The organism is Bacteroides galacturonicus, from assembly GCF_003096855.1.
GTDB lineage: Bacteria > Bacillota > Clostridia > Lachnospirales > Lachnospiraceae > Lachnospira > Lachnospira rogosae.
This window is the reverse complement of sequence record NZ_QEOA01000008.1, coordinates 65,759-86,722: the sequence shown is the minus strand read 5'-3', so window position 1 is coordinate 86,722 and position 20,964 is coordinate 65,759. Positions and strand designations below refer to the sequence as shown.

Sequence of the window (20,964 nt, the reverse complement as noted above, 5' to 3'; positions counted from 1 at the left end):
GGAAAATATATGATATAATTTATACAACTTAAGATAGTAAAATAAACATCAGAGGTGGTAGCATGATTAAAAAAGAAATGATAGCAATGCTGTTAGCCGGTGGACAGGGCAGCAGACTAGGTGTTCTGACGGCTAAGGTTGCGAAACCAGCAGTAGCATTTGGTGGTAAGTACAGAATAATAGACTTTCCATTAAGCAACTGTATTAACTCAGGAATTGATACTGTAGGTGTCCTTACACAGTATCGTCCCCTTCGTCTTAATTCCCATATCGGAATAGGTATTCCTTGGGATCTGGACCGTAATGTAGGTGGTGTAACAGTTCTTCCTCCATATGAGAAGAGTACCAATAGTGAATGGTATACAGGAACTGCTAATGCTATCTACCAGAATCTTGAATATATGGAACAGTACAATCCAGAGTATGTTCTTATATTATCTGGCGACCATATTTACAAGATGGATTATAAGATAATGTTAGATTATCACAAGGCTAATAATGCCGATATTACAATTGCAGCTATGCCTGTTCCAATTGAGGAAGCAAGCAGATTTGGTATAGTTGTTACCGATTCAGACAACAGAATAACAGAATTTGAAGAAAAGCCAGCTAATCCTAAGAGCAATCTTGCTTCAATGGGTATCTACATATTTAAGTGGAGTGTATTAAAGGACGCACTTATTAAGCTTAAGGATCAGCAGGAATGTGATTTTGGTAAGCATGTAATTCCGTATTGCTTCAATAATAATAAGAGGATATTTGCATACGAATATAACAGTTATTGGAAGGATGTAGGAACATTAAGCTCATATTGGGAAGCTAATATGGAACTTATAGATATTATTCCTGTATTTAATCTTTATGAAGAATTCTGGAAGATATATACAAGAACAGATACAATTCCACCACAGTATATTGCGGATAATACATTTATAGAGAAGAGTATTATTGGTGATGGAACAGAAGTATATGGAAGAATATATAATTCAGTAATAGGTTCTGGTGTTACTATCGAAGAAGGTGCCGTAGTCAGAGATTCAATTATTATGAATAATTCTGTTATTGGTAAGAATACAATCGTTAATAAGTCAATAATTGCAGAGGAAGTTGTTATAGGTGACAACGTAGAGCTTGGTGTAGGAGAAGAAGTACCTAATGTTAAACTTCCTAAGATATATAATTCTGGACTTGTAACAATTGGTGAGTGTTCAGTTGTTCCTGATGGAGTTAAGGTTGGAAAGAACACAGCTATATCAGGTGTTACAACTGTTGAAGATTATCCAGATGGATTGTTGCCAAGCGGAGGAATTATTATTAAGGCAGGTGAAGTTGAATGAAAGCAATAGGTATAGTATTAGCAGGTGGTAATAACAGAATGATGCGCGAATTGACTAATAAGAGAGCTATTGCTTCAATGCCTGTTGCAGGAAGCTACAGAGCAATAGATTTCGCACTTAGTAATATGTCGAATTCGCATATCCAGAAGGTTGCAGTAATAACACAGTATAATGCACGCTCACTTAATGAGCATTTAAGCTCATCTAAATGGTGGGATTTTGGTAGAAAACAGGGTGGACTTTATGTGTTCACACCTACTATCACTGCTGAGAGCAGCAGCTGGTACAGAGGAACAGCAGATTCATTGTATCAGAATATAGATTTCTTAAAGTCAAGCCACGAGCCATATGTTGTAATAGCCTCTGGTGATGGAATATATAAGCTTGATTATAACAAGATTCTTCAATATCATATTGAGAAGAAGGCAGATGTTACAGTTGTCGTAAAGAAGCTTGATAACAGAGCAGATATTGGAAGATACGGAGTTGTTGCACTTACAGACGAGGGACGTATAACAGATATTGATGAGAAGCCGTTAGAGACTAATCTTTCAACAGTATCAACAGGTATCTATGTTGTAAGAAGAAGGCTTCTTATTGAACTTCTTGAGAAAGCTGCTGAAGAAGACAGATACGATTTTGTAAGGGATATTCTTGTAAGATACAGAAATATCAAGAAGATATATGGCTATATGCTTGATACATACTGGAATAATATATCATCAGTAGATTCGTATTATAAGACTAATATGGACTTCTTAAAGAGAGATGTAAGAGATTACTTCTTCAAGCAGTATCCGGATATATATTCTAAGGTTGAGGATCTGCCACCAGCTAAGTATAATTATGGGGCAAATGTTTCTAACAGCCTTGTATCCTGTGGCTGTATCGTTAATGGTACAGTGGAGAATTCAGTGCTGTTCAAGAAGATATATATTGGCAATAACGCAGTTGTTAAGAATTCAATAATTATGAATAATGCTTATATAGGTGATAATGCTTATATTGAGAACTGCATAGTTGAAAGCAACAGCACTATAAAAGCTAACTCAAGATATGTTGGCGAGAATGGTGTTAAGATAGTTATTGAGGACAGCCCATCATATTATTAATGTCATTTTTATATTAAATAATTAATAAAAGCCTCTGGTGTACATAACACTGGAGGCTTTGTTAGTTATTTTTATGTGCCGGGGATGCACACTTGCACTATATTCCTTTATTACCCTTTGCTTTGCGGAATTGTGTTGGCGATAAGTGGTTGAGGTGTTTGAAGGCATCACCAAAATAGTTGCTGTTATCATAACCGCATTCAAGTGCAATCTCTGTTATGCTCATATCCGTTTCTAAAAGAAGTTGCTCAGAATGGTTAATTCTTATGGTATTGAGGTATTCCTTAAATCCAAATCCGTTAACAGCTTTAAACTTTTTAGAAAAATAAGATGGGTTCAGATGAAGCATATCAGCTATTTCATCAAGTGTAATATCTTTATTATAATTAAGCATAATATAATTCATAGCCTTTTGTACGGATACATCTGCGATGGATACAGTATCAACAAGGCTTGCAGGGGAAGCAGGCTTGTTATCACAGTACCGGCAGAGCAGTATTAACAGATTTTGCAGGTAATTCTTGTATACACAGGGTGAAAGAGCATTACTGTTCTGTCTTTCGTTAATCAGAACACTGAATATAGATAGGAATTCGTGCCTGTGATTATCCGGTATTGAGAAGAAGTGCATATAAAATGTATCTTTAAACTGTTCAAAGCCTAGTATGTCGATAAGGTCGCTTATATAATCGTCAGTGAATTCTATATAAAGGCGTTCGTGATAAGCGTTATTAAGATAAGTGGTCTTATGAAGCACGTTATCAGGAATAAACAATATTGTGCCAGCTTCCATACGGTATGTATTATCGTGTATAAACATATTGCACGAGCCATTCATAAGATAATAAAGCTCATAATATGAATGTGAATGGGCAGAGTGCATAGCATAGGCTGAATTATAAATCTGCTGTGATATTTCAAATCTTGAAGCCATAGAATACCTCTTTCGGTGTTGGGTGTGCTATAGGTAAAAAAGTTATTTTGCTAAGGAATAATAGCTTTTATATTTTTAGTATCTGCATTATATGATGTTGGGGTCAAAAGCCCCCACCTATGAGCAAGCTTATGCGGGTTTAGACCCTTTGACTCTGGTATCATTATATAATAATATTACACACGATTAGCTGTAATGTAAATGAATTTATAATTATATATTAATGACAGATTATTAGTGTATACATGTACATTGTGTATATACAATTAGCTTAAAAAGTGTTATTATAAATAAAGCTATAAGTGATTTTAATGTTAAATGATTATAATAGTGAATAACTTTAAAAGAGTAATGAGGAGGTACGCATATGGGTACAGTGGTAAGACTTGAAGATTATTGCAAGTCATTCAAAAGTGCTGAGGTATTAAAGAATATTAACCTGACACTAGAGAGCGGGAAAGTTATAGGACTTAAAGGTAAGAATGGTTCAGGTAAGACAATGCTTATGAGGGCTATAAGCGGGCTTATACTTCCAACATCAGGAAAGGTATACATTAACGATAAGGAGCTTGGCAGGCACATTTCATTTCCGCCAAGTATAGGGATTTTAATTGAGAATCCTTCATTTATAAGCAATTATACAGGTTTTAAGAACCTAAAGATACTTGCATCTATCCAGAACCGTATTAGTGATGATGAGATAAGAGATGCTATAAGAAAGGTCGGACTTGACCCGGACGATAAGAGAACATTTAAGAAATATTCATTAGGAATGAAGCAGAGATTAGGAATTGCGGCGGCTATAATGGAACGCCCTGATATAGTTATTCTTGATGAGCCTATCAATGCACTTGATGAGGCAGGAGCAGGACTTATAAAGGGACTTTTAGATGAGCTTAAAGCCAATGGTTCACTTATAATAATTGCGTGCCACGACACAGAAGAACTTAACTATCTTTCAGATGAGATATACGAAATCTATGACGGCGAAATCACAGGTCATATAGAACACCCAGACGAAAAAGTATCTTAATGAAATAACTGCCATCAGTCTACTAACCTGATGGCAGTTTATTTTTCCAGCACACCTAATAATACACCCAATAATATATTCAATAATACATTGAATAACCTCCCCAAAATCTGTACAATATAAAATAATTATAAATCCCCACCAAAGGAAGGAACAAAATATGTATATAATAGCAGGATTAGGCAACACAGGAGCACAATACGCAGGAACAAGACACAATGTTGGTTTCGCCTGCATAGATGAACTTGCCGACCAATATAATATAAGTGTAGACACATCTAAACATAAAGGTCTTATAGGAAAAGGTGTTATAGAAGGACATAAAGTAATTCTTGTAAAGCCTATGACTTATATGAATAATTCAGGCGAGTGTATAAGAGAAGTTATGGATTATTACAAGGCAGATATAGATGATTTAATTGTTATATTTGATGATATAAGCCTTGAACCGGGAAGGTTAAGACTCCGTCCAAAGGGAAGTGCAGGCGGACACAATGGAATTAAGAGCATAATTGCACACCTTGGAAGTGACCAGTTTAAGAGAGTTAAATTCGGAGTTGGGGATAAGCCAAAGGGCTGGGATCTTGCTGACTGGGTTCTTGGAAGATTTCCGGAGGAACTTTATCCAGCTTTAAGAGAGGGAACTAAGAGAGCCTGTGAGGCAGTAGAGTGCATAATGACAGAAGGTATTGAAAGTGGAATGAATAAATTCAATGGATAAGGAGCAGATATTTTGAACACATTTTTTGACCCTGTAAATAATACGGCGGCAGTTGAACAATTAAATAAAGAGCTTGGCAAAGACGGCGGAAGAACTGTGCTTATAAGCGGCTGTATTGATACACAGAAGGTGCACATATCAAGTGCAATAGCATCAGGATATAAGTATATGCTTATTGTTACAAGTGATGAAGCAAAAGCAAGAAAAATGTGTGATGATGCTTCATTTTTTAATAAAGAAGCAATATACTATCCAGCCAAGGATGCCATATTCTATAGTGCGGACGTACACGGCAACCAGATTACAGGCGAGAGATTAAGATGTATAAGCCGTATAATCAACCATAGCAGTACGGGCGAGGGAGTGCTTACAGTTGTTACAACTATGGACGGAATTGCAGACAGGCTCATACCTGTCGAAAGATTTAAGGAGGCAGTTATAACCCTTGATTATTCCAGCGAAATAGAACCAGAGAAGCTGGCAAAGAAGCTGGTGGCTATGGGCTTTGTGCGTACTGGAATGGTGGAGGACAAGGGACAGTTTGCAATACGTGGTGGAATTATAGATATTTTCTCATACACAGATGAAGCACCGGTTAGAATTGAGCTGTGGGATACGGAAGTTGATTCTATAAGAATGTTCGATGTTGAGAGCCAGAGGTCGATTGAAAGGCTCCAAAGCTACAGCATTTTCCCGGCTACTGAATATATATTTACAGAAGATGAGTTAAAAAATGGTCTGTACAATATTAAGGAAGAGTGTGACAGGCAGCTTGAGTGTTTTGATTATGGTAAGAGAAAGCGTACAAAGGAGCAGATTGAGGCGGGCAATAATCTTAACAAGCTTGTTGCAGATGTCGAGCGTACCGGTAATTATGAGAAGTTCACAGATACACTTGTGGCAGATACAGTTGGACTGGCAGAGTATTTTCCGGAGGAGAATACTCTTGTTGTGTTAGATGAGCCTAACAGGCTGAAAGAATGTAATGAGCTGACATTGTATGAATACAACGAGAGTATGAAGAACCGTCTTGCTGCAGGTTATGTGCTTCCAAGCCAGACTAATAAGGTCAAGGCTATGAATGAGATTATCAGTGATTTAAGGAATAATAAAAAGCTTATATTAACGACACTTGATTATAAGCCTGAGGGCTTTGAGATAGATTATTCTATGTACATCACGGCAAGAAGCATAAGCTCATATAATAACAGTTTTGAGTATCTGGCCAAGGATTTGGAAAAGTACAAGAAAAATGGATATACAACAATACTTGTATGCAGTTCAAGAACGAGGGCATTAAGAATAGTTGATGATCTGGGAAAGCTTGGAATTGCCAGCTTTTACAGCGAGGATTTTAATAAGGATTACGGAAGCGGGCTTATTATAGTGACATATGGGAGCCTGCATAAAGGCTTTGAGTATCCTGTTCTTTCATTTGTTGTTATTGCAGAGAATGATATATTCAGTGCAAGAAAGATGAAGAAGCTTAAGAAGAAAAAGCACGATGGAAAGAACATTGCCAGCTTTAACGAACTTAATATAGGCGATTATGTTGTGCACGAGAGCCACGGACTTGGTGTATACAAGGGAATAGAAAAGATACAGGTAGAAGGTGTTGAGAAGGATTATATTAAGATTGCGTATGCGAATAACGGCAATCTATATGTGCTTGCAACACAGCTTGACCGTCTGCAGAAGTACGCTAATCAGGATACGGAGAAAAAGCCTAAGCTTAACAGTCTTGGTGGTGTTGAGTGGAAGAAGACAAAAGCCAAGGTTACAGGGGCAGTTGAGGAAGTGGCTAAAGAGCTTGTAAGGCTTTATGCGATAAGGCAGAAGGTTGAGGGTTACAGATTTTCACAGGATACTGTATGGCAGAAGGAATTTGAGGAAATGTTTCCTTATGAGGAGACAGATGACCAGCTTAATGCCATTGAGGATACCAAGAAGGATATGGAAAGCGGCAGGGTTATGGACAGACTTATATGCGGCGATGTCGGCTATGGAAAGACAGAAGTTGCAATACGAGCTGCATTTAAGGCTGTTCAGGACGGCAAGCAGGTGGCTTACCTTGTTCCTACAACGGTGCTTGCAAGCCAGCATTTTTCAACATTTGAGGAGAGAATGAAAGGCTTTCCTGTTAATGTCGGTCAGTTGTCAAGCTTCAGGACAAGTGCACAGAATAAAAAGACGATTGAAGGGCTTAAGAATGGCACGATAGATGTTGTTATAGGAACGCACCGTGTATTGTCAAAGGATGTGCAGTTTAAGGATCTGGGACTGCTTATTATTGATGAGGAACAGCGTTTTGGTGTTGCACATAAAGAAAAGATTAAAGAATTAAAGAACAACATAGACGTTCTTACATTAAGTGCAACTCCTATTCCAAGAACACTTCATATGAGCCTTGTCGGTATTAGGGATATGAGTGTTCTTGAAGAGCCGCCGGTGGACAGACATCCGATACAGACATTTGTTACAGAACATAATGATGAGATGATAAGAGAGGCGGTTACAAGAGAACTTGCACGAAATGGACAGGTGTATTATGTATACAACAAGGTAAGGGACATTGAGGAACGTGCTGAGTATATACAAAATCTTGTTCCTGATGCGGTTGTTGCGTATGCACATGGACAGATGGATAAGCGTATGCTTGAAAAGATTATGTATGAGTTCGTCAATGGAGAGATAGATGTTCTTGTATCTACGACAATTATAGAAACAGGTATGGATATACCTAACTGTAACACTATGATTATAGAAAATGCTGACCAGTTCGGGCTTTCCCAGCTTTACCAGTTAAGGGGAAGAGTTGGACGAAGTACAAGAACGTCATATGCTTTTCTTATGTACAAAAGGGATAAGATGATATCCGAGGTTGCAGAGAAGAGATTAAGTGCTATAAAGGAATTCTCTGACCTTGGTTCGGGATTTAAGATTGCTATGAAAGACCTTGAGATAAGAGGTGCAGGAAATGTGCTTGGAAAGAGCCAGCACGGGCATATGGCGGCGGTAGGTTATGACTTGTATTGTAAAATGCTTAATCAGGCAGTCAATAACTTAAAGGGCATAAAGAACGAATACAGTTTTGAAACTACTGTTGATCTGGAAGTTGATGCATATATTCCAGCTTCATATATTAAGAGCGAATACCAGAAATTAGATATCTATAAAAGGATTGCAGCACTTGAAACGAGGGAAGAATTGTCAGATATGAAAGATGAGCTTTCAGACAGATATGGAAGTATTCCTTCGTGTGCTTCTAATCTTTTGATGGTAGCACTTATAAAGAGCAAGGCACATAAGATAGGAATTATGGAGATTAAGGGCGAAACTGCCGCTAATCCGGCAGGAGGTGCATCTAACTGGAGAACAGTTATGAATATATATCCTAAGGCTGATATAGATTCTGATGCAATTCCTAAACTTCTTGAAAGCTTCGGTGGGGCTTTGGATTTTAAAGTAAATGGAGTGCCATATTTTATATGGACAGTTACTAAAAGAAAATTTACAAGCCAGAAAGAATACCTTAACGGACTTTTAGATATGATGGATATTATGGAAGATGCAATTAGTACTTTACAAAATTAAATATAGTGGTATAATAATGACAATTTAGCACTTTAAAGTGTAACGCTTTAAAGCATAATAAAGCGTGTGCAGAAGCATATCAGGCATATGCAATATTTTCCTGTACACTGATACTAGATTGAGAACACCCGGTGCGGGAATTATTTTCTTAGCTTTTACCGGGAAAGAATGGAGGATTACTATGGAACAGAAAGGCGAGTTAGTATCATTCAGACCAGATATTAAGGTCGTTGATTGTACACTTAGGGATGGAGGTCTTGTTAACAATTTTGAATTCAGCGAAGATTTTGTGCGCGATTTGTATAAGGCAAATGTAGCCGCAGGTGTTGATTATATGGAATTTGGATATAAGGCATCAAAGGAAGTCTTTAAGGTTGAGGATTACGGCAAGTGGAAGTTCTGCGATGAGAAAGATATAAGAGCTATCGTTGGTGATAATGATACAGACTTAAAGATTTCTGTTATGGCAGACGTAGGAAGAACTGATTACAAGAAAGATATAATTCCTAAGTCTGAAAGTGTTATAGATATGGTAAGGGTAGCTACATATATTAATACTATACCTGCGGCTATAGAGATGATTAATTACTGTGCAGATATGGGATATGAAGTTACTATTAATATTATGGCTATCTCTACAGCAAGTGAGAATGAGTTAGACCTTGCACTTGAACTTCTTGCTGCACAGAGCAAGGCAAGCGTAATCTACCTTGTAGACAGCTACGGTTCACTTTATCCTGAACAGATAAGAAGACTTGCAGATAAATACATCAGGATTGCTGAGAAATACGGAAAGAGAGTTGGTATACACGCACACAATAACCAGCAGCTTGCATTTGCCAACACTATTGAGGCGTGCACAATAGGTGTAAGCTATCTTGATGTTACAATGAGCGGAATGGGCAGAGGAGCAGGTAACTGTTATACAGAGCTTCTTATGGGCTTCTTAAGAAATCCAAAGTACAGAATTTCACCAGTTCTTAAGTTCATTGAAAATCATATGGTTCCACTTAAGAAAGCCGGAGTTGTATGGGGGTGTGACGTCCAGTATATGATTACAGGAAATGCTAACCAGCACCCAAGAACAGCAATCGCATTCACAGGAGAAGGCAGAACAGACTACGATAACTTCTACACACAGATTACAAGCTATGAATGATCGCGAAAGCAATGAGCCGTGCCAGACATAATGTAAAGACACAGTTGTGCTTGCACAAAATTGTGGCTTTGCATTATGTCTGATAGGGCGAACGCCCGCGTGTCCAGTGCGGCGAAGCGGCGCTGGACTAATAGCGCGGCTCAAAAAGCTGTAAAATACATAAAAAATATACTTGTGAAATTATTAGATAGGCAAAATTTATTGACTTATATAAAATGTGGGTATAAAATATCCCTAATTTAATTAATCGATGGGATCCATTATAGTAAACACCAAAGAAAGAGTGTTATGCCAAGGGGTCAGCGTATTTACTGGTTGTCAGCGGTGTTGTAAGGACATTTTACAGCAAAGCAGACATTTATGGTTGGTATTGTAGAAGCTCCTGACAGTAAGGTGAGTAGACTGTCGAATACGAAAGGAAGTATAAAGTTATGGCAAAGAAAGATATTGATTGGTCTAATTTAGGATTTGGCTATGTAAAGACTGATAAGAGATTCGTAGCTAATTATAAGAATGGAGCATGGGATAATGGTGTTATCACAGATGATGATAAAGTCGTTATCAGCGAATGTGCTGGTGTATTACAGTATTCACAGTCATGTTTTGAAGGTATGAAGGCATACACAACAGAGAATGGTCACACAGTTATTTTCAGACCAGATATGAACGCAAGCAGAATGGCAGATTCCTGTAGAAGACTTGAGATGCCTGTATTCCCAGAAGATAAGTTCGTAGAAGCTATTGCTGAAACAGTAAGAGCTAATGAGGACTGGGTACCACCTTATGGTTCAGGTGCATCACTTTATATCCGTCCATATATGTTCGGAAGCAATCCAGTTATAGGTGTTAAGCCTGCTGATGAATATCAGTTCAGAGTATTCACAACACCTGTTGGACCATACTTCAAGGGCGGTGCTAAGCCACTTACAATCAAGGTTTCAGATTTTGATAGAGCAGCACCACACGGAACAGGTCATATCAAGGCTGGTCTTAACTATGCAATGAGCCTTCACGCAATCGTTACAGCTCACGCAGAAGGATATGCTGAGAATATGTATCTTGACCCAGCTACAAGAACTAAGGTTGAAGAGACAGGTGGAGCTAACTTCCTCTTTGTTACTAAGGACGGTAAGGTTGTAACACCTAAGTCAGATAGTATCTTACCATCTATTACAAGACGTTCATTAGTACACGTTGCTAAGGAATACCTTGGACTTGAAGTTGAAGAAAGAGAAGTTCTCTTTGATGAAGTTAAGGACTTTGCTGAATGTGGTCTTTGCGGTACAGCAGCAGTTATCTCTCCTGTAGGAAAGATAGTAGATCACGGCAAGGAAATCTGCTTACCAAGTGGTATGGACGAGATGGGACCTGTAACTAAGAAGTTATACGAAACACTCACAGGTATCCAGATGGGCAGAATCGAAGCTCCTAAGGGCTGGATTTATACAGTAGACTAATATTGCTGATGGTTAACAGGCTGGTTAGAAGCTTAGATAACTGGTTTATAGATGTTTATTACAGCTGATAATGTAATTATTATATTCGGTCAGAATGTTAAAAGTACGTTCTGACCGAATTTTTGTGTTAACTACAGATATCAGATAAAAAAATAATTATAAGATAATGGAGTTACATATGTTGTTTAGTGGTAAAGATTTAAGAAAATTGATAGTACCCCTTATGTTTGAACAGCTTCTTGCAGTACTTGTAGGACTTGTGGATACACTTATGGTATCACAGTCAGGAGAAGCGGCAGTTGCAGGAGTTGCACTTGTTGATAATATCAACAGGCTTATCATACAGGTTATGGCAGCACTTGCGACAGGTGGCGCTGTTGTTTGCAGTCAGTATATAGGTAAAGGCAGGGATGATGAATCGAGAAAGTCAGGAGCACAGCTTGAAACTGTTTTGTTAATATTTTCAGTTATAATGACAGCATTTTCAGTTTCATTTACAAGACCATTACTTAAGGTGATATTCGGAACTGTTGAAGATTCAGTTATGGATTGTGCTGTGTTATATTTTGTGATAACAGCCCTTTCATATCCTTTCCTTGGAATGTACAATGCAGGAGCTGCAATATTCAGGAGCGTAGGCAACAGTAAGGTAAGTATGAATATAAGCATACTTATGAATGTGATTAATGTAGCTGGAAATGCTTTGTTTGTATTCGTATTTAAGTGGAGTGTAGCTGGTGTTGCACTGTCAACAGCACTTAGCCGTGTTGCAGCTGGAATAGTTATGACAGTACTTGTATGCGGAAAGACTAATCCGATAAGAATAGATCATATAAAATATTTTGTTCCAGACTGGATATATATAAAGAAGATTCTGACAATAGGTATTCCATCAGGCATAGAAAATGGTATGTTCCAGATAGGAAAGCTTATGGTTGTAAGTATGGTTGCAACATTTGGAACAGCATCTACAGCCGCTAATTCGGTTGGCTATACAGTTATCGATTTTGCAAATATTCCGGCTTCATCTATGGGACTTGCACTTATCACAGTTGTTGGACAGTGCATAGGTGCCGGTGAGAAAGAACAGGCAAAAATGTATACTAAAAAAGTGCTTAAATGTGCGTATTTCGGCGACTGGATATGTAATATTCCATTATTCTTCTTAGCACCATTTATTGCTTCGTGGTTTAACTTATCAGGTGAGGCAACACAGATTACAGTAATGATTTTAAGATGCTTTAATGTGGTTTCATTATTTATATGGCCGCTTTCATTTACATTATCCAATCCATTAAGAGCGGCGGGAGATGTAAAATTTACAATGACAGCAAGTATTATCTCGATGTGGCTGTTCAGGGTCGGAAGCAGCTACGTCCTTGGCGTAATGCTTGGAATGGGAGTTCTTGGCGTATGGATAGGAATGTTCATTGACTGGGCAGCAAGGTCAGTATGCTTTGTTGCAAGGTTTGTTAGTGGAAGATGGCTTAAGAGAGGGTCATTGGCATAATTATGTAATTAATAGGCGTTTGCGAAACTCAGCAAAATTGATTGTTATTTGTACTGTGAACACAAGTAACCGCAATCACCTAATGTAATTAATAAAGAGAGGTATTATCGGGCCTATGGTATGGGCTTTCTTGACTGGCCAGGTGTGCACGGAAGGAAAGTCCATTTGAGTGGTCTGGCAATGCCTTTTTGTTTTCTAAATATTCTATTGCAATACATAGTGATATGTGGTATTCTATTTATATAGTATCTAATCTAAATATAATAATGTTTGATAGTAATATGTGGCAACCATATCGGAACTATATATGAAATCTAATGGCAATTCGCCAATATAATTCCAATATTTAAAATTTTAGTGCGAATAACTGACTATGGTGGATAAATGATAACCAATGAAAAGGAGGTTTAATGAAGTATCAGAGAGTAACCACACATCTTGCAGAAACAATGTCAAAGCTTGATGTAGATAAAGCAATGAGAGACGACTATGCTAAATGTATATTGGCAGATCCACAGATATTAGCCAATATAGTAAAAGTAATAGTGCCAGAATTCAGGGAATACAGCATAAAAGACATAATTCCCTGCATAGGAGAGACAATAGTATCACTTACAGTTCCGGAAAAGCTGTGCATTAAAATTGAAAGTGATGGAACTGAAGACGTAGATATAGAAGATGGAAAAATTATTTACGACATAAGATTTCCATTGTATTATAATAATAGAACAATTAAAATACTTGTAAATGTTGAGGCACAGAAAAGTATTTCATATACAAAGCTTGGTTATCATATCGAATCAAGAATGGTGTATTATATGGCAAGACTAGTGTCTTCACAGAAAAATGTAGAATTCATAAAATCAAACTATGATGACATCAAAGATGTATACAGCATATGGATATGTATGGATACAGAAGCCGATGAAGACTCTATAATAGAATTAGGCTTGCAGCCAAGAGTAATCTATGGCAATACAAGCTGGCTTCCACAGCGAAGCATAATGAATGGAGCGGTTATAAGAATAAGAAGCAGGGCAGATGTCGAAGAATCAAAAAATAAGCTTATAGCAATGCTGGAAGTATTATTTTCTTGCAGGGCAAGACAGGATAAGATGAACCGGTTAGAAGAATACGGACTTGAGATGACAACAGAATTAGAAGGGTGTGTGAATGATATGTGTAATATAAGTGATTTGCTGGTAGAAGAAAGCGAGGAACGCGGAGAAAGACGAGGAATGGAACGTGGAATGGCACGAGGGGAGAAACAGGCGCGTCTTGACAGCATAAGAACATTAATGAGAAAGTTGAATCAGACAGCAGAAGAGGCAATGGATACGCTGGATATAGAGGAAAAAGATAGGGAGGAATATCGAAAGATATTAAATAAGCAGAAGTAGAGTATTATAACACAGACAGGAGAGAAGATTTGTTAATTAGTGAAAAAATATATAAGTATATGGAACAGAAAGGTATGACACAGAAAGAATTCTCACAGTGCACGGGGATTTCACAAAGCACAATAAGTGATTGGAGAAGAAAAAAGACCAATCCGTCAGCAGATAAAATCTTAAAAATATGCGAGGTGCTAAATATTACACCATACGAGCTGCTTTCAGAGAGCTGGATTAAAGGTGATAAAAATCGTAAGGAAAGTATGGACTACACAATTGTATTGAACAAAGATGAAGAATTGTTACTTAGGGGATTTAGAAATCTTAAGAACAAGCAAAAGGAAAGATTACTTGGATATCTGGAAGCTTTGCAGGAAAGTGATAATTAGAATAATATAGGAAAAACGTATGTTGATATATTGACATACGTTTTATTATGTAATATATATCGTATATGCGATACTAAAAGGAGAAATGCAAGATGGCAGATATAAGTATAATAGCAAGAAGACTTAAGAATGGAAATGTGGAATATGGCTGGAGCGGTAATGGTGGATATTATAGTTCAGTAGGAATTCGTTTGTTAGCCTGGTATGATAACCCAGCAGATGTTGATTATCTTTTCGGATTGGGACAGACAAGATTAATAGGTAAAAAAGGTAGCGAAAATGGAGGGTTTCCTGCATATTTGACACACTCACCTATAGGAAAAGAGTTTTGGATTGGAGAAACTGAGCAGGATATATTTAATGAAATAATGACGGATTATACATATTTTTATGATTTAGATAACGAATGGTATTATATTACGAGAGGACCATTTCAGATTAAAATTCCATTAGGATTGATAAATAATAACCTTGATGAAAATAATGATGAATTTAAATATATTTTAACAGTAGGGGATAAAGTGCTTAGGTATATAATGGAAGAATATAGAGTTACACATCCAGAGTTTAATGATTTTATTATAAATGAAGGTTATGATTGGAAAACAGTTGTAGAAGATATTATTGAAGATGATAAATTATTGATTATGAATTTATACAGTAAATATAAGGCAATATATCAGTATTTTGATGATTGGATTGTTATAAAAACTGATGAGAATTACGAGGACATTACTGAAATTATTGCAAAGAAAAAAGAAAAGCATCATATTGAAACTAATGTGTGGTAATTAAATTGTTAATATCAAGATTACGGTTGTACCGGTATACAATTAAAATTTAAGATGTTTTTCATACAATCTTCATTAATTTTGTACAAAATATCTAAAATGTAATTATATATTTCGCTGAAAATATAAAAAATGTCCAAAATAAAGTTGATTTTTATACACGAAAATGAGATACTTAGAGAAACGTTCGTTAAGGTGAGCCTGACGAATACAACGGCTAAGCCGTAATATTATAAGGAGGTATGTTATGAAGAAGAACAGAAAAAGACTTATGGCAGCATTTATGGCAGTTCTTATGGTGTTGACATTAGTCCCAACATGGCTGTTGGGTGGTATATTTGCTACAACAGCTAAGGCAGATGATGATGTGACATTAGGCTACACATTTAAAGAAGCTGATCTTAGTAAAGATAAATCATCATCGTCAGCAGAAATAAAAGATGGAGATGGTATAGTTTATGAAGTGACAGCTGTTAAAGGAAAAGGGGAAGAATTTTCAATAGCAGGAAATACTTTAAAGCTTAAGGGTGTTAAATCACAGGCAAATGGAGATGTTCCTACTGAAGATTATGGATATGTCAAAATATCTGTAAAAAAAGACTGTACAAAGATAAGTATAGATTATTATATAGAAAGTACAGGTGATTATGCAAATTGCGTAAAAGTCAGTAAAGATGGAACAGTGACTGTAATTGCAAGTAATAAAGCTGTAACAAATAAAGTGTTAGCAAATGAAGAAATTACAGATGTTAAAGCCGGTGATGTAATATATTTATATGCTAATAAAGCTAAAAGATTAAAAATAACTGGTGAAGATGCAATTAAAGTAACAGGTGCTTTTAAATATATTGCAGCACCAGATGCAACAAAGTCAGTTGTAACTGCGACAAATAGTGCAGAAGATGCAACAAAGGTAACAGTTGATGTAAAGGATTTAGCTGTTAATGAAAAAGGGCCAGATGTATATTATTTATTACAGAGAGCTAAGGTTGCATATGGTTCAGATGCTACTCCAGATTGGACTAAGGCAGAAGAAGTAAGCACATATACAGGTAAGGAAACATCATTTACATATGAAGATACATTAAGCAAGTCTGGTACATATTATTACAGAGTTGTTGGTAAAGGTGTAGCTGCTAATGATTCAGAAGGTACAGCAACAACAGCAGGTGTATCATATGAAGCTGATGTTAAGGTTAGTGTAACAGGTGATGTTAATAAGTTAACTGCAACATGGGCAGATATCGAGACAGCAACATCTTATAATGTATATGTTTATAAGAATACAGAGGCGTGTCCAAGCACACCAACAAAGACTATTTCAACAGAAGAGATAGCAGCATTTAAAGAAGCTAAGACAGATATATCTTATACAGCAGAAGGACTTACAGCAGGTGTTAAGTACAATGTAAAGGTAGATGCTGTAAGAGAAGCAGGTGTAAAGAGTGGTGAAGTAGTTACAGTAAGAGTATTAGAGGACATTGATACATCTAAGGCTATTACAGGTATGAAGCTTGTTAATCAGGAGTCAACACTTCCTGTAACAGTAATTAGAGATAAGAGTGAAATTACAGCATTCCAGCCAGCAACAACTGGTGGCGTTTCATCAAAAGGTTTTGCTAATACATCATATGTTATATTAAATGACCAGATTGCAGCAGATAAAGATTTTACACTTACAGCAGATGTAACAGTAAAGGCTAATCCGGCATCATCAGGAAGTGGTGTGTATGTTGGTGCATTTACAGACATTGAAAAAGCTGCAGCTAAGCTTTATGCGGTTGGATTTAGAGGAGCTAATAGCGGTGTTTATGATATGGTATACTATAGAAATAAAGCTGATAATAGCTACTCTGGCGGTAAGTATAATAGTACTGTTAATGCTTATACACTTGATACAACATATTCTGTAACAGTAACAAGAGAAAATGGCAGTTATACTACAGCAGTAAAATCAGCAGATGGTAAGGTCGATTTAAAGAGCGTTAGTGAAGAACCATCAGCAGACCTTAAGGGTGCTGTTAATGTAGGTTTTGCTATAATAGGAACTACAGCAGTTGTTAATAACTTAAAGGTAGTATCTGGTTCTGATACATTAATTGATGCTTCTACATTTGAAGGTTCGTTCTCACCATTTAGTAACAATTGGGATTCGTATGAAGGAACATCAGTTACAGAAGCAGTAAATGATAATGAAAATGGTAAAGTTAAGGTAACAGTTGCAGGTGAAATTGGTACATATGGTGCTGGTTCAATAGATGTTAATATGTACAATGAAGCTGGTGAACTTAAGGATACAAAGACAGTAACAGCTTGGAACACAACTTCTAATACAGTTGAATTCGAGCCAGAGGCAAGTGGAACATATTATTTTGAAGCAGTTGCTAAGAGAACAGGTGTTGCGAAGACATATGCATCAAGCAAGTATAAGTCAGAGGGATATATGCTTCCTCTTAAGGCAGCTGTATTACAGTTAAGAACAGCTGAACAGAGTAAGATTGAAGTGACATGGGATGCAGTTCCAGAAGCTACAGCTTATAAGGTTGAGTACAAAAAAGAAGGTGCAGCTGAATTTACATTCTTAGAAGAAACAACTAACCTTTCAGCAAAGACACCATCATTAACAGTAGGCGATGTTTATATATTCAGAGTAACTGCTGTTAGAAGTGTAGATGGACAGACAAAAATGTCTAACGAAGCACAGTTAAAGGTTGCAGAGCATGAACAGTTTACATGGAAGTTCTCTGCATTTGGACAGGGTGTTTCAGTAAGCAATGACAATCTTTCAGATAAAGATAAATCAAAGAATGGCTACTCAGGTGGCGTTAATACAGATGAAGGTATAGTAAATGTATGGTCGCTTGATAGTAAGGGTAAGTTAGTACCAGCTTCTACAGATGGTGTTGCATTCTACTATGCTACAATACCAACTAATAAGAACTTTACACTTACAGCAACAGCTAAGGTTAATAACTGGAAGTATACTAATGGACAGGAAGGTTTCGGCCTTATGGCTGCGGATGCAGTAGGCAATAATGGAGATTCATCAGTATTCTGGAATAACTCATATATGGCATCAGTTACAAAGGTAGAATACTATAGTAATGTTGATGAAGAGACAGGTGAAGCTACAGTAAGTAAGACTTCTGGCGAAAAGATATCTATGAAACTTGGTATTGGTTCACAGGAAAAGATTGGTGTTAATAAGAATAATCTTAGCAAGTTATTAGATAATGACTCAGATACAGTTAATAATGAATTTAAGACAACAATGTCAACACTTGAAACTTCTAAGTTAGGTTCTGCAGCAGGAACATTTAACCTTATTGGAAACTATTCTAATACAGATGCAACATTTGAAGGAACAACAGTAGAAAATCCAATAACAGAAGTTAAGTTAACAATTCAGAAGAATAATACAGGTTACTTTGTAAGCTATACAGATGCTGAAGGTAACACAACAACAAAGAAGTATTACGATACAGAAGCATTAAGCCAGATTGATTCTGATAATGTTTATGTAGGTATGTTCGCTTCAAGAACATTTGATGTTACATATAGTGATATTTCACTTACAACAATTGATCCAGCAGACGATGCTCCAGCAGAAGAAAGACCTGTTGAATATAAGGATATTCAGGTGAGTGTTACATCTTCTTCAACAGCTAGTTCAGAAGATTATACATTTAAGGGAATGTCTAATGCTGATGGACACGTTGTAGTAACAAAGGGTGATGATGTTATAGGGGAAACAGATGTTACAGCTAATGAATCATTTACAATTGATACAAAGCTTGTAGCAGGTGATAATAAGTTCGTTGCAACATTTACACCAGATGAAAACTTTAAGTTCGGTGAATATGAGCTTCCAACATCATATGATCCAATTGAAGTTTCAAAGATAGTAACATATGCTTACTTTACAGGAGATCTTATATATGTAAGTGCAGATGCTACTAAAGCAGTTGATGAAGCAAAAGCTAATGAAACATATTCAGCAAAGGCTCAGATTAACTCAGGTAAAGGAACTAAAGATAATCCAATTGATATTTACAATGCGGTAGCATATGCAAGACCAGGTCAGAAGATTCTTCTTCTTGATGGAGATTATAAGGTAGCTAATAATTTATTAATACCATTTGGTATTGATGGTACAGATGAGAAGCCTATATATCTTATGTCAGAGTCATCAGATTCAAGAGTTGTTCTTGATTTTGAAGGAACTACAGGAGAAGGTATTACACTTTGTGGTAATTATTGGTATATTCAGAATGTAGATGTTACTAATTCAGCGAATGGTAAAGATGGTATTCACGTATGTGGTAGTCACAATGTACTTGATACTGTTAATACATATAAGAATGGTAACACAGGTATTCAGATTAGTAGATATTCATCAGCTCAGGATAAGGCTGATTGGCCAGCATATAATACAATTAAGAATTGTACATCTCATAATAATGCAGATGCTGGTTATGAAGATGCTGATGGATTTGCAGCTAAGTTAACAATCGGTAAGGGAAATGTATTCGTTGGTTGTATTGCACATCATAATGCAGATGATGGTTGGGATTTCTTCGCTAAGGTTGAAACAGGAAATATTCCATCTGTAGTAATTATGAATTGTGTAGCATATGGCAATGGTTATATTGAGAGCGAAAATGGTTTAATCGATGCAGGTAATGGTAATGGATTTAAGATGGGTGGTTCAAGCCTTCCAGGAAGCCACGTTATTATTAACAGTGTAGCATTTGATAATAAGGCAAAAGGTATTGATAGTAACTCTTGTCCAGATAATGTAGTTGTTGGTTGTACATCATTCAACAATGAAAACAGCAATGTAGCATTATATACTAATGATGCTAAGAATACTAATTATAGAACAAATGGTATAATTTCATACAGAAATGCTTATGTTAAGGTTGCTGATAATTTAAAGGCTAGAGGAACTCAGGATACAGCTAAATTATACGATGCTACAGATTACTATTGGTTATCAGCATCAGGTGATGCTAAAGAAGCAAGTACATTATTAACAGATGCTAATTTTGTAACTCTTAATACAAATGATGTTAAGGTAACAAGAAACGCTAATGGCACAATAAATATGAATGGTTTGGGAATGTTAACAGCAGATACTAGAAAAGCTCTTGGTGTTGGTATTGGAGCAGATAGTCTTGATAAAGCACCACAGCTTACATCAGAAGGATATGCATTAGTAATTGATGCATTAGGATATGATGAAGCGAACAGAGTTTTAGGTTTATCATTAGAATCAGCATTTATCCTTAGAGATGGTGCAGAAGGTGCGTTAACAGGAGATTCTAATAATATTGCAGTAATGGTTGTGCTTCTTTTAGCAAGTATGGCTGTAGCAGGAGGTGCTATAGTATATAGTAAGAAAAGAAAAGTTGTAAGCAAGTAATTATTGTAGATTATTTCTTATAACACATCTTAAAAAGATATGTTTCTAAAACCTAATATATAGTAACAAAAACTGCCACTTTATGATTAACATAAAGTGGCAGTTTTA

General features: G+C 36.5%; 11 protein-coding genes and 2 pseudogenes. 12 read left to right on the top strand and 1 reads right to left on the bottom strand.

The genetic code is table 11. The features are described from left to right. The first annotated feature begins 62 nt into the window (after positions 1–62). Positions 63–1,337 carry a glucose-1-phosphate adenylyltransferase gene (locus tag C7390_RS12400; RefSeq protein ID WP_055177438.1) on the top strand — a complete coding sequence of 425 codons (1,275 nt, stop codon included), beginning with the start codon at positions 63–65 and terminating at the stop codon, positions 1,335–1,337. Continuing rightward, positions 1,334–2,449, top strand: coding sequence for a glucose-1-phosphate adenylyltransferase subunit GlgD (gene glgD / locus C7390_RS12395; protein ID WP_022502515.1), 1,116 nt, complete (start codon positions 1,334–1,336; stop codon positions 2,447–2,449). Before C7390_RS12400 ends, glgD begins: the two co-directional genes overlap by 4 nt. A gap of 97 nt (positions 2,450–2,546) precedes the next feature. Here glgD and C7390_RS12390 read toward each other — a convergent pair whose 3' ends face one another. After that, entirely contained in the window at positions 2,547–3,383 is an 837-nt protein-coding gene (locus tag C7390_RS12390; RefSeq protein ID WP_022502514.1) for a helix-turn-helix transcriptional regulator, read from the bottom strand. Between the two features lie 367 nt (positions 3,384–3,750). Here C7390_RS12390 and C7390_RS12385 point away from each other — a divergent pair, with 367 nt between their 5' ends. The 10 genes and pseudogenes from C7390_RS12385 (at position 3,751) to C7390_RS12340 (ending at position 20,856) form a co-directional block, all read left to right on the top strand. Beyond that, on the top strand, positions 3,751–4,416 hold the full coding sequence (locus C7390_RS12385) for an ATP-binding cassette domain-containing protein (RefSeq protein ID WP_022502513.1): 666 nt from the start codon (positions 3,751–3,753) through the stop codon (positions 4,414–4,416). A gap of 160 nt (positions 4,417–4,576) precedes the next feature. Beyond that, a complete protein-coding gene (gene pth / locus C7390_RS12380; protein WP_116444282.1) occupies positions 4,577–5,137 on the top strand; it encodes an aminoacyl-tRNA hydrolase in 561 nt (186 codons plus the stop codon). Between the two features lie 12 nt (positions 5,138–5,149). Beyond that, on the top strand, positions 5,150–8,731 hold the full coding sequence (mfd, locus tag C7390_RS12375; RefSeq protein WP_055177440.1) for a transcription-repair coupling factor: 3,582 nt from the start codon (positions 5,150–5,152) through the stop codon (positions 8,729–8,731). Positions 8,732–8,912: 181 nt separating this feature from the next. Next, a pseudogene (locus tag C7390_RS12370) lies at positions 8,913–9,671 on the top strand (aldolase catalytic domain-containing protein); the annotation flags it as partial. Positions 9,672–10,315: 644 nt separating this feature from the next. Next, positions 10,316–11,347 (top strand): annotated as a pseudogene (locus tag C7390_RS12365) (branched-chain amino acid aminotransferase); the annotation flags it as partial. A gap of 178 nt (positions 11,348–11,525) precedes the next feature. Further along, positions 11,526–12,857: an MATE family efflux transporter gene (locus tag C7390_RS12360; protein ID WP_070101799.1), complete on the top strand. Its 1,332-nt coding sequence runs from the start codon at positions 11,526–11,528 to the stop codon at positions 12,855–12,857. A 410-nt stretch (positions 12,858–13,267) separates the two neighbouring features. Next, on the top strand, positions 13,268–14,257 hold the full coding sequence (locus tag C7390_RS12355) for a hypothetical protein (protein WP_055177443.1): 990 nt from the start codon (positions 13,268–13,270) through the stop codon (positions 14,255–14,257). A gap of 29 nt (positions 14,258–14,286) precedes the next feature. Then, on the top strand, positions 14,287–14,640 hold the full coding sequence (locus C7390_RS12350; RefSeq protein ID WP_055177448.1) for a helix-turn-helix domain-containing protein: 354 nt from the start codon (positions 14,287–14,289) through the stop codon (positions 14,638–14,640). A gap of 92 nt (positions 14,641–14,732) precedes the next feature. Next, complete coding sequence (locus C7390_RS12345; protein WP_055177451.1) at positions 14,733–15,431, top strand: hypothetical protein; 699 nt, start codon at positions 14,733–14,735, stop codon at positions 15,429–15,431. A 247-nt stretch (positions 15,432–15,678) separates the two neighbouring features. Then, on the top strand, positions 15,679–20,856 hold the full coding sequence (locus C7390_RS12340) for a right-handed parallel beta-helix repeat-containing protein (RefSeq protein WP_116444281.1): 5,178 nt from the start codon (positions 15,679–15,681) through the stop codon (positions 20,854–20,856). Positions 20,857–20,964 lie beyond the last annotated feature (108 nt).

Coding starts and splice junctions, on each gene's coding strand:
- pth (WP_116444282.1), top strand. CDS start 4,577: ATGTATATAATAGCAGGATTAGGCAACACAGGAGCACAATACGCAGGA.
- C7390_RS12390 (WP_022502514.1), bottom strand. CDS start 3,383: ATGGCTTCAAGATTTGAAATATCACAGCAGATTTATAATTCAGCCTAT.
- C7390_RS12355 (WP_055177443.1), top strand. CDS start 13,268: ATGAAGTATCAGAGAGTAACCACACATCTTGCAGAAACAATGTCAAAG.
- C7390_RS12360 (WP_070101799.1), top strand. CDS start 11,526: ATGTTGTTTAGTGGTAAAGATTTAAGAAAATTGATAGTACCCCTTATG.
- C7390_RS12340 (WP_116444281.1), top strand. CDS start 15,679: ATGAAGAAGAACAGAAAAAGACTTATGGCAGCATTTATGGCAGTTCTT.
- glgD (WP_022502515.1), top strand. CDS start 1,334: ATGAAAGCAATAGGTATAGTATTAGCAGGTGGTAATAACAGAATGATG.
- C7390_RS12400 (WP_055177438.1), top strand. CDS start 63: ATGATTAAAAAAGAAATGATAGCAATGCTGTTAGCCGGTGGACAGGGC.
- C7390_RS12385 (WP_022502513.1), top strand. CDS start 3,751: ATGGGTACAGTGGTAAGACTTGAAGATTATTGCAAGTCATTCAAAAGT.
- C7390_RS12345 (WP_055177451.1), top strand. CDS start 14,733: ATGGCAGATATAAGTATAATAGCAAGAAGACTTAAGAATGGAAATGTG.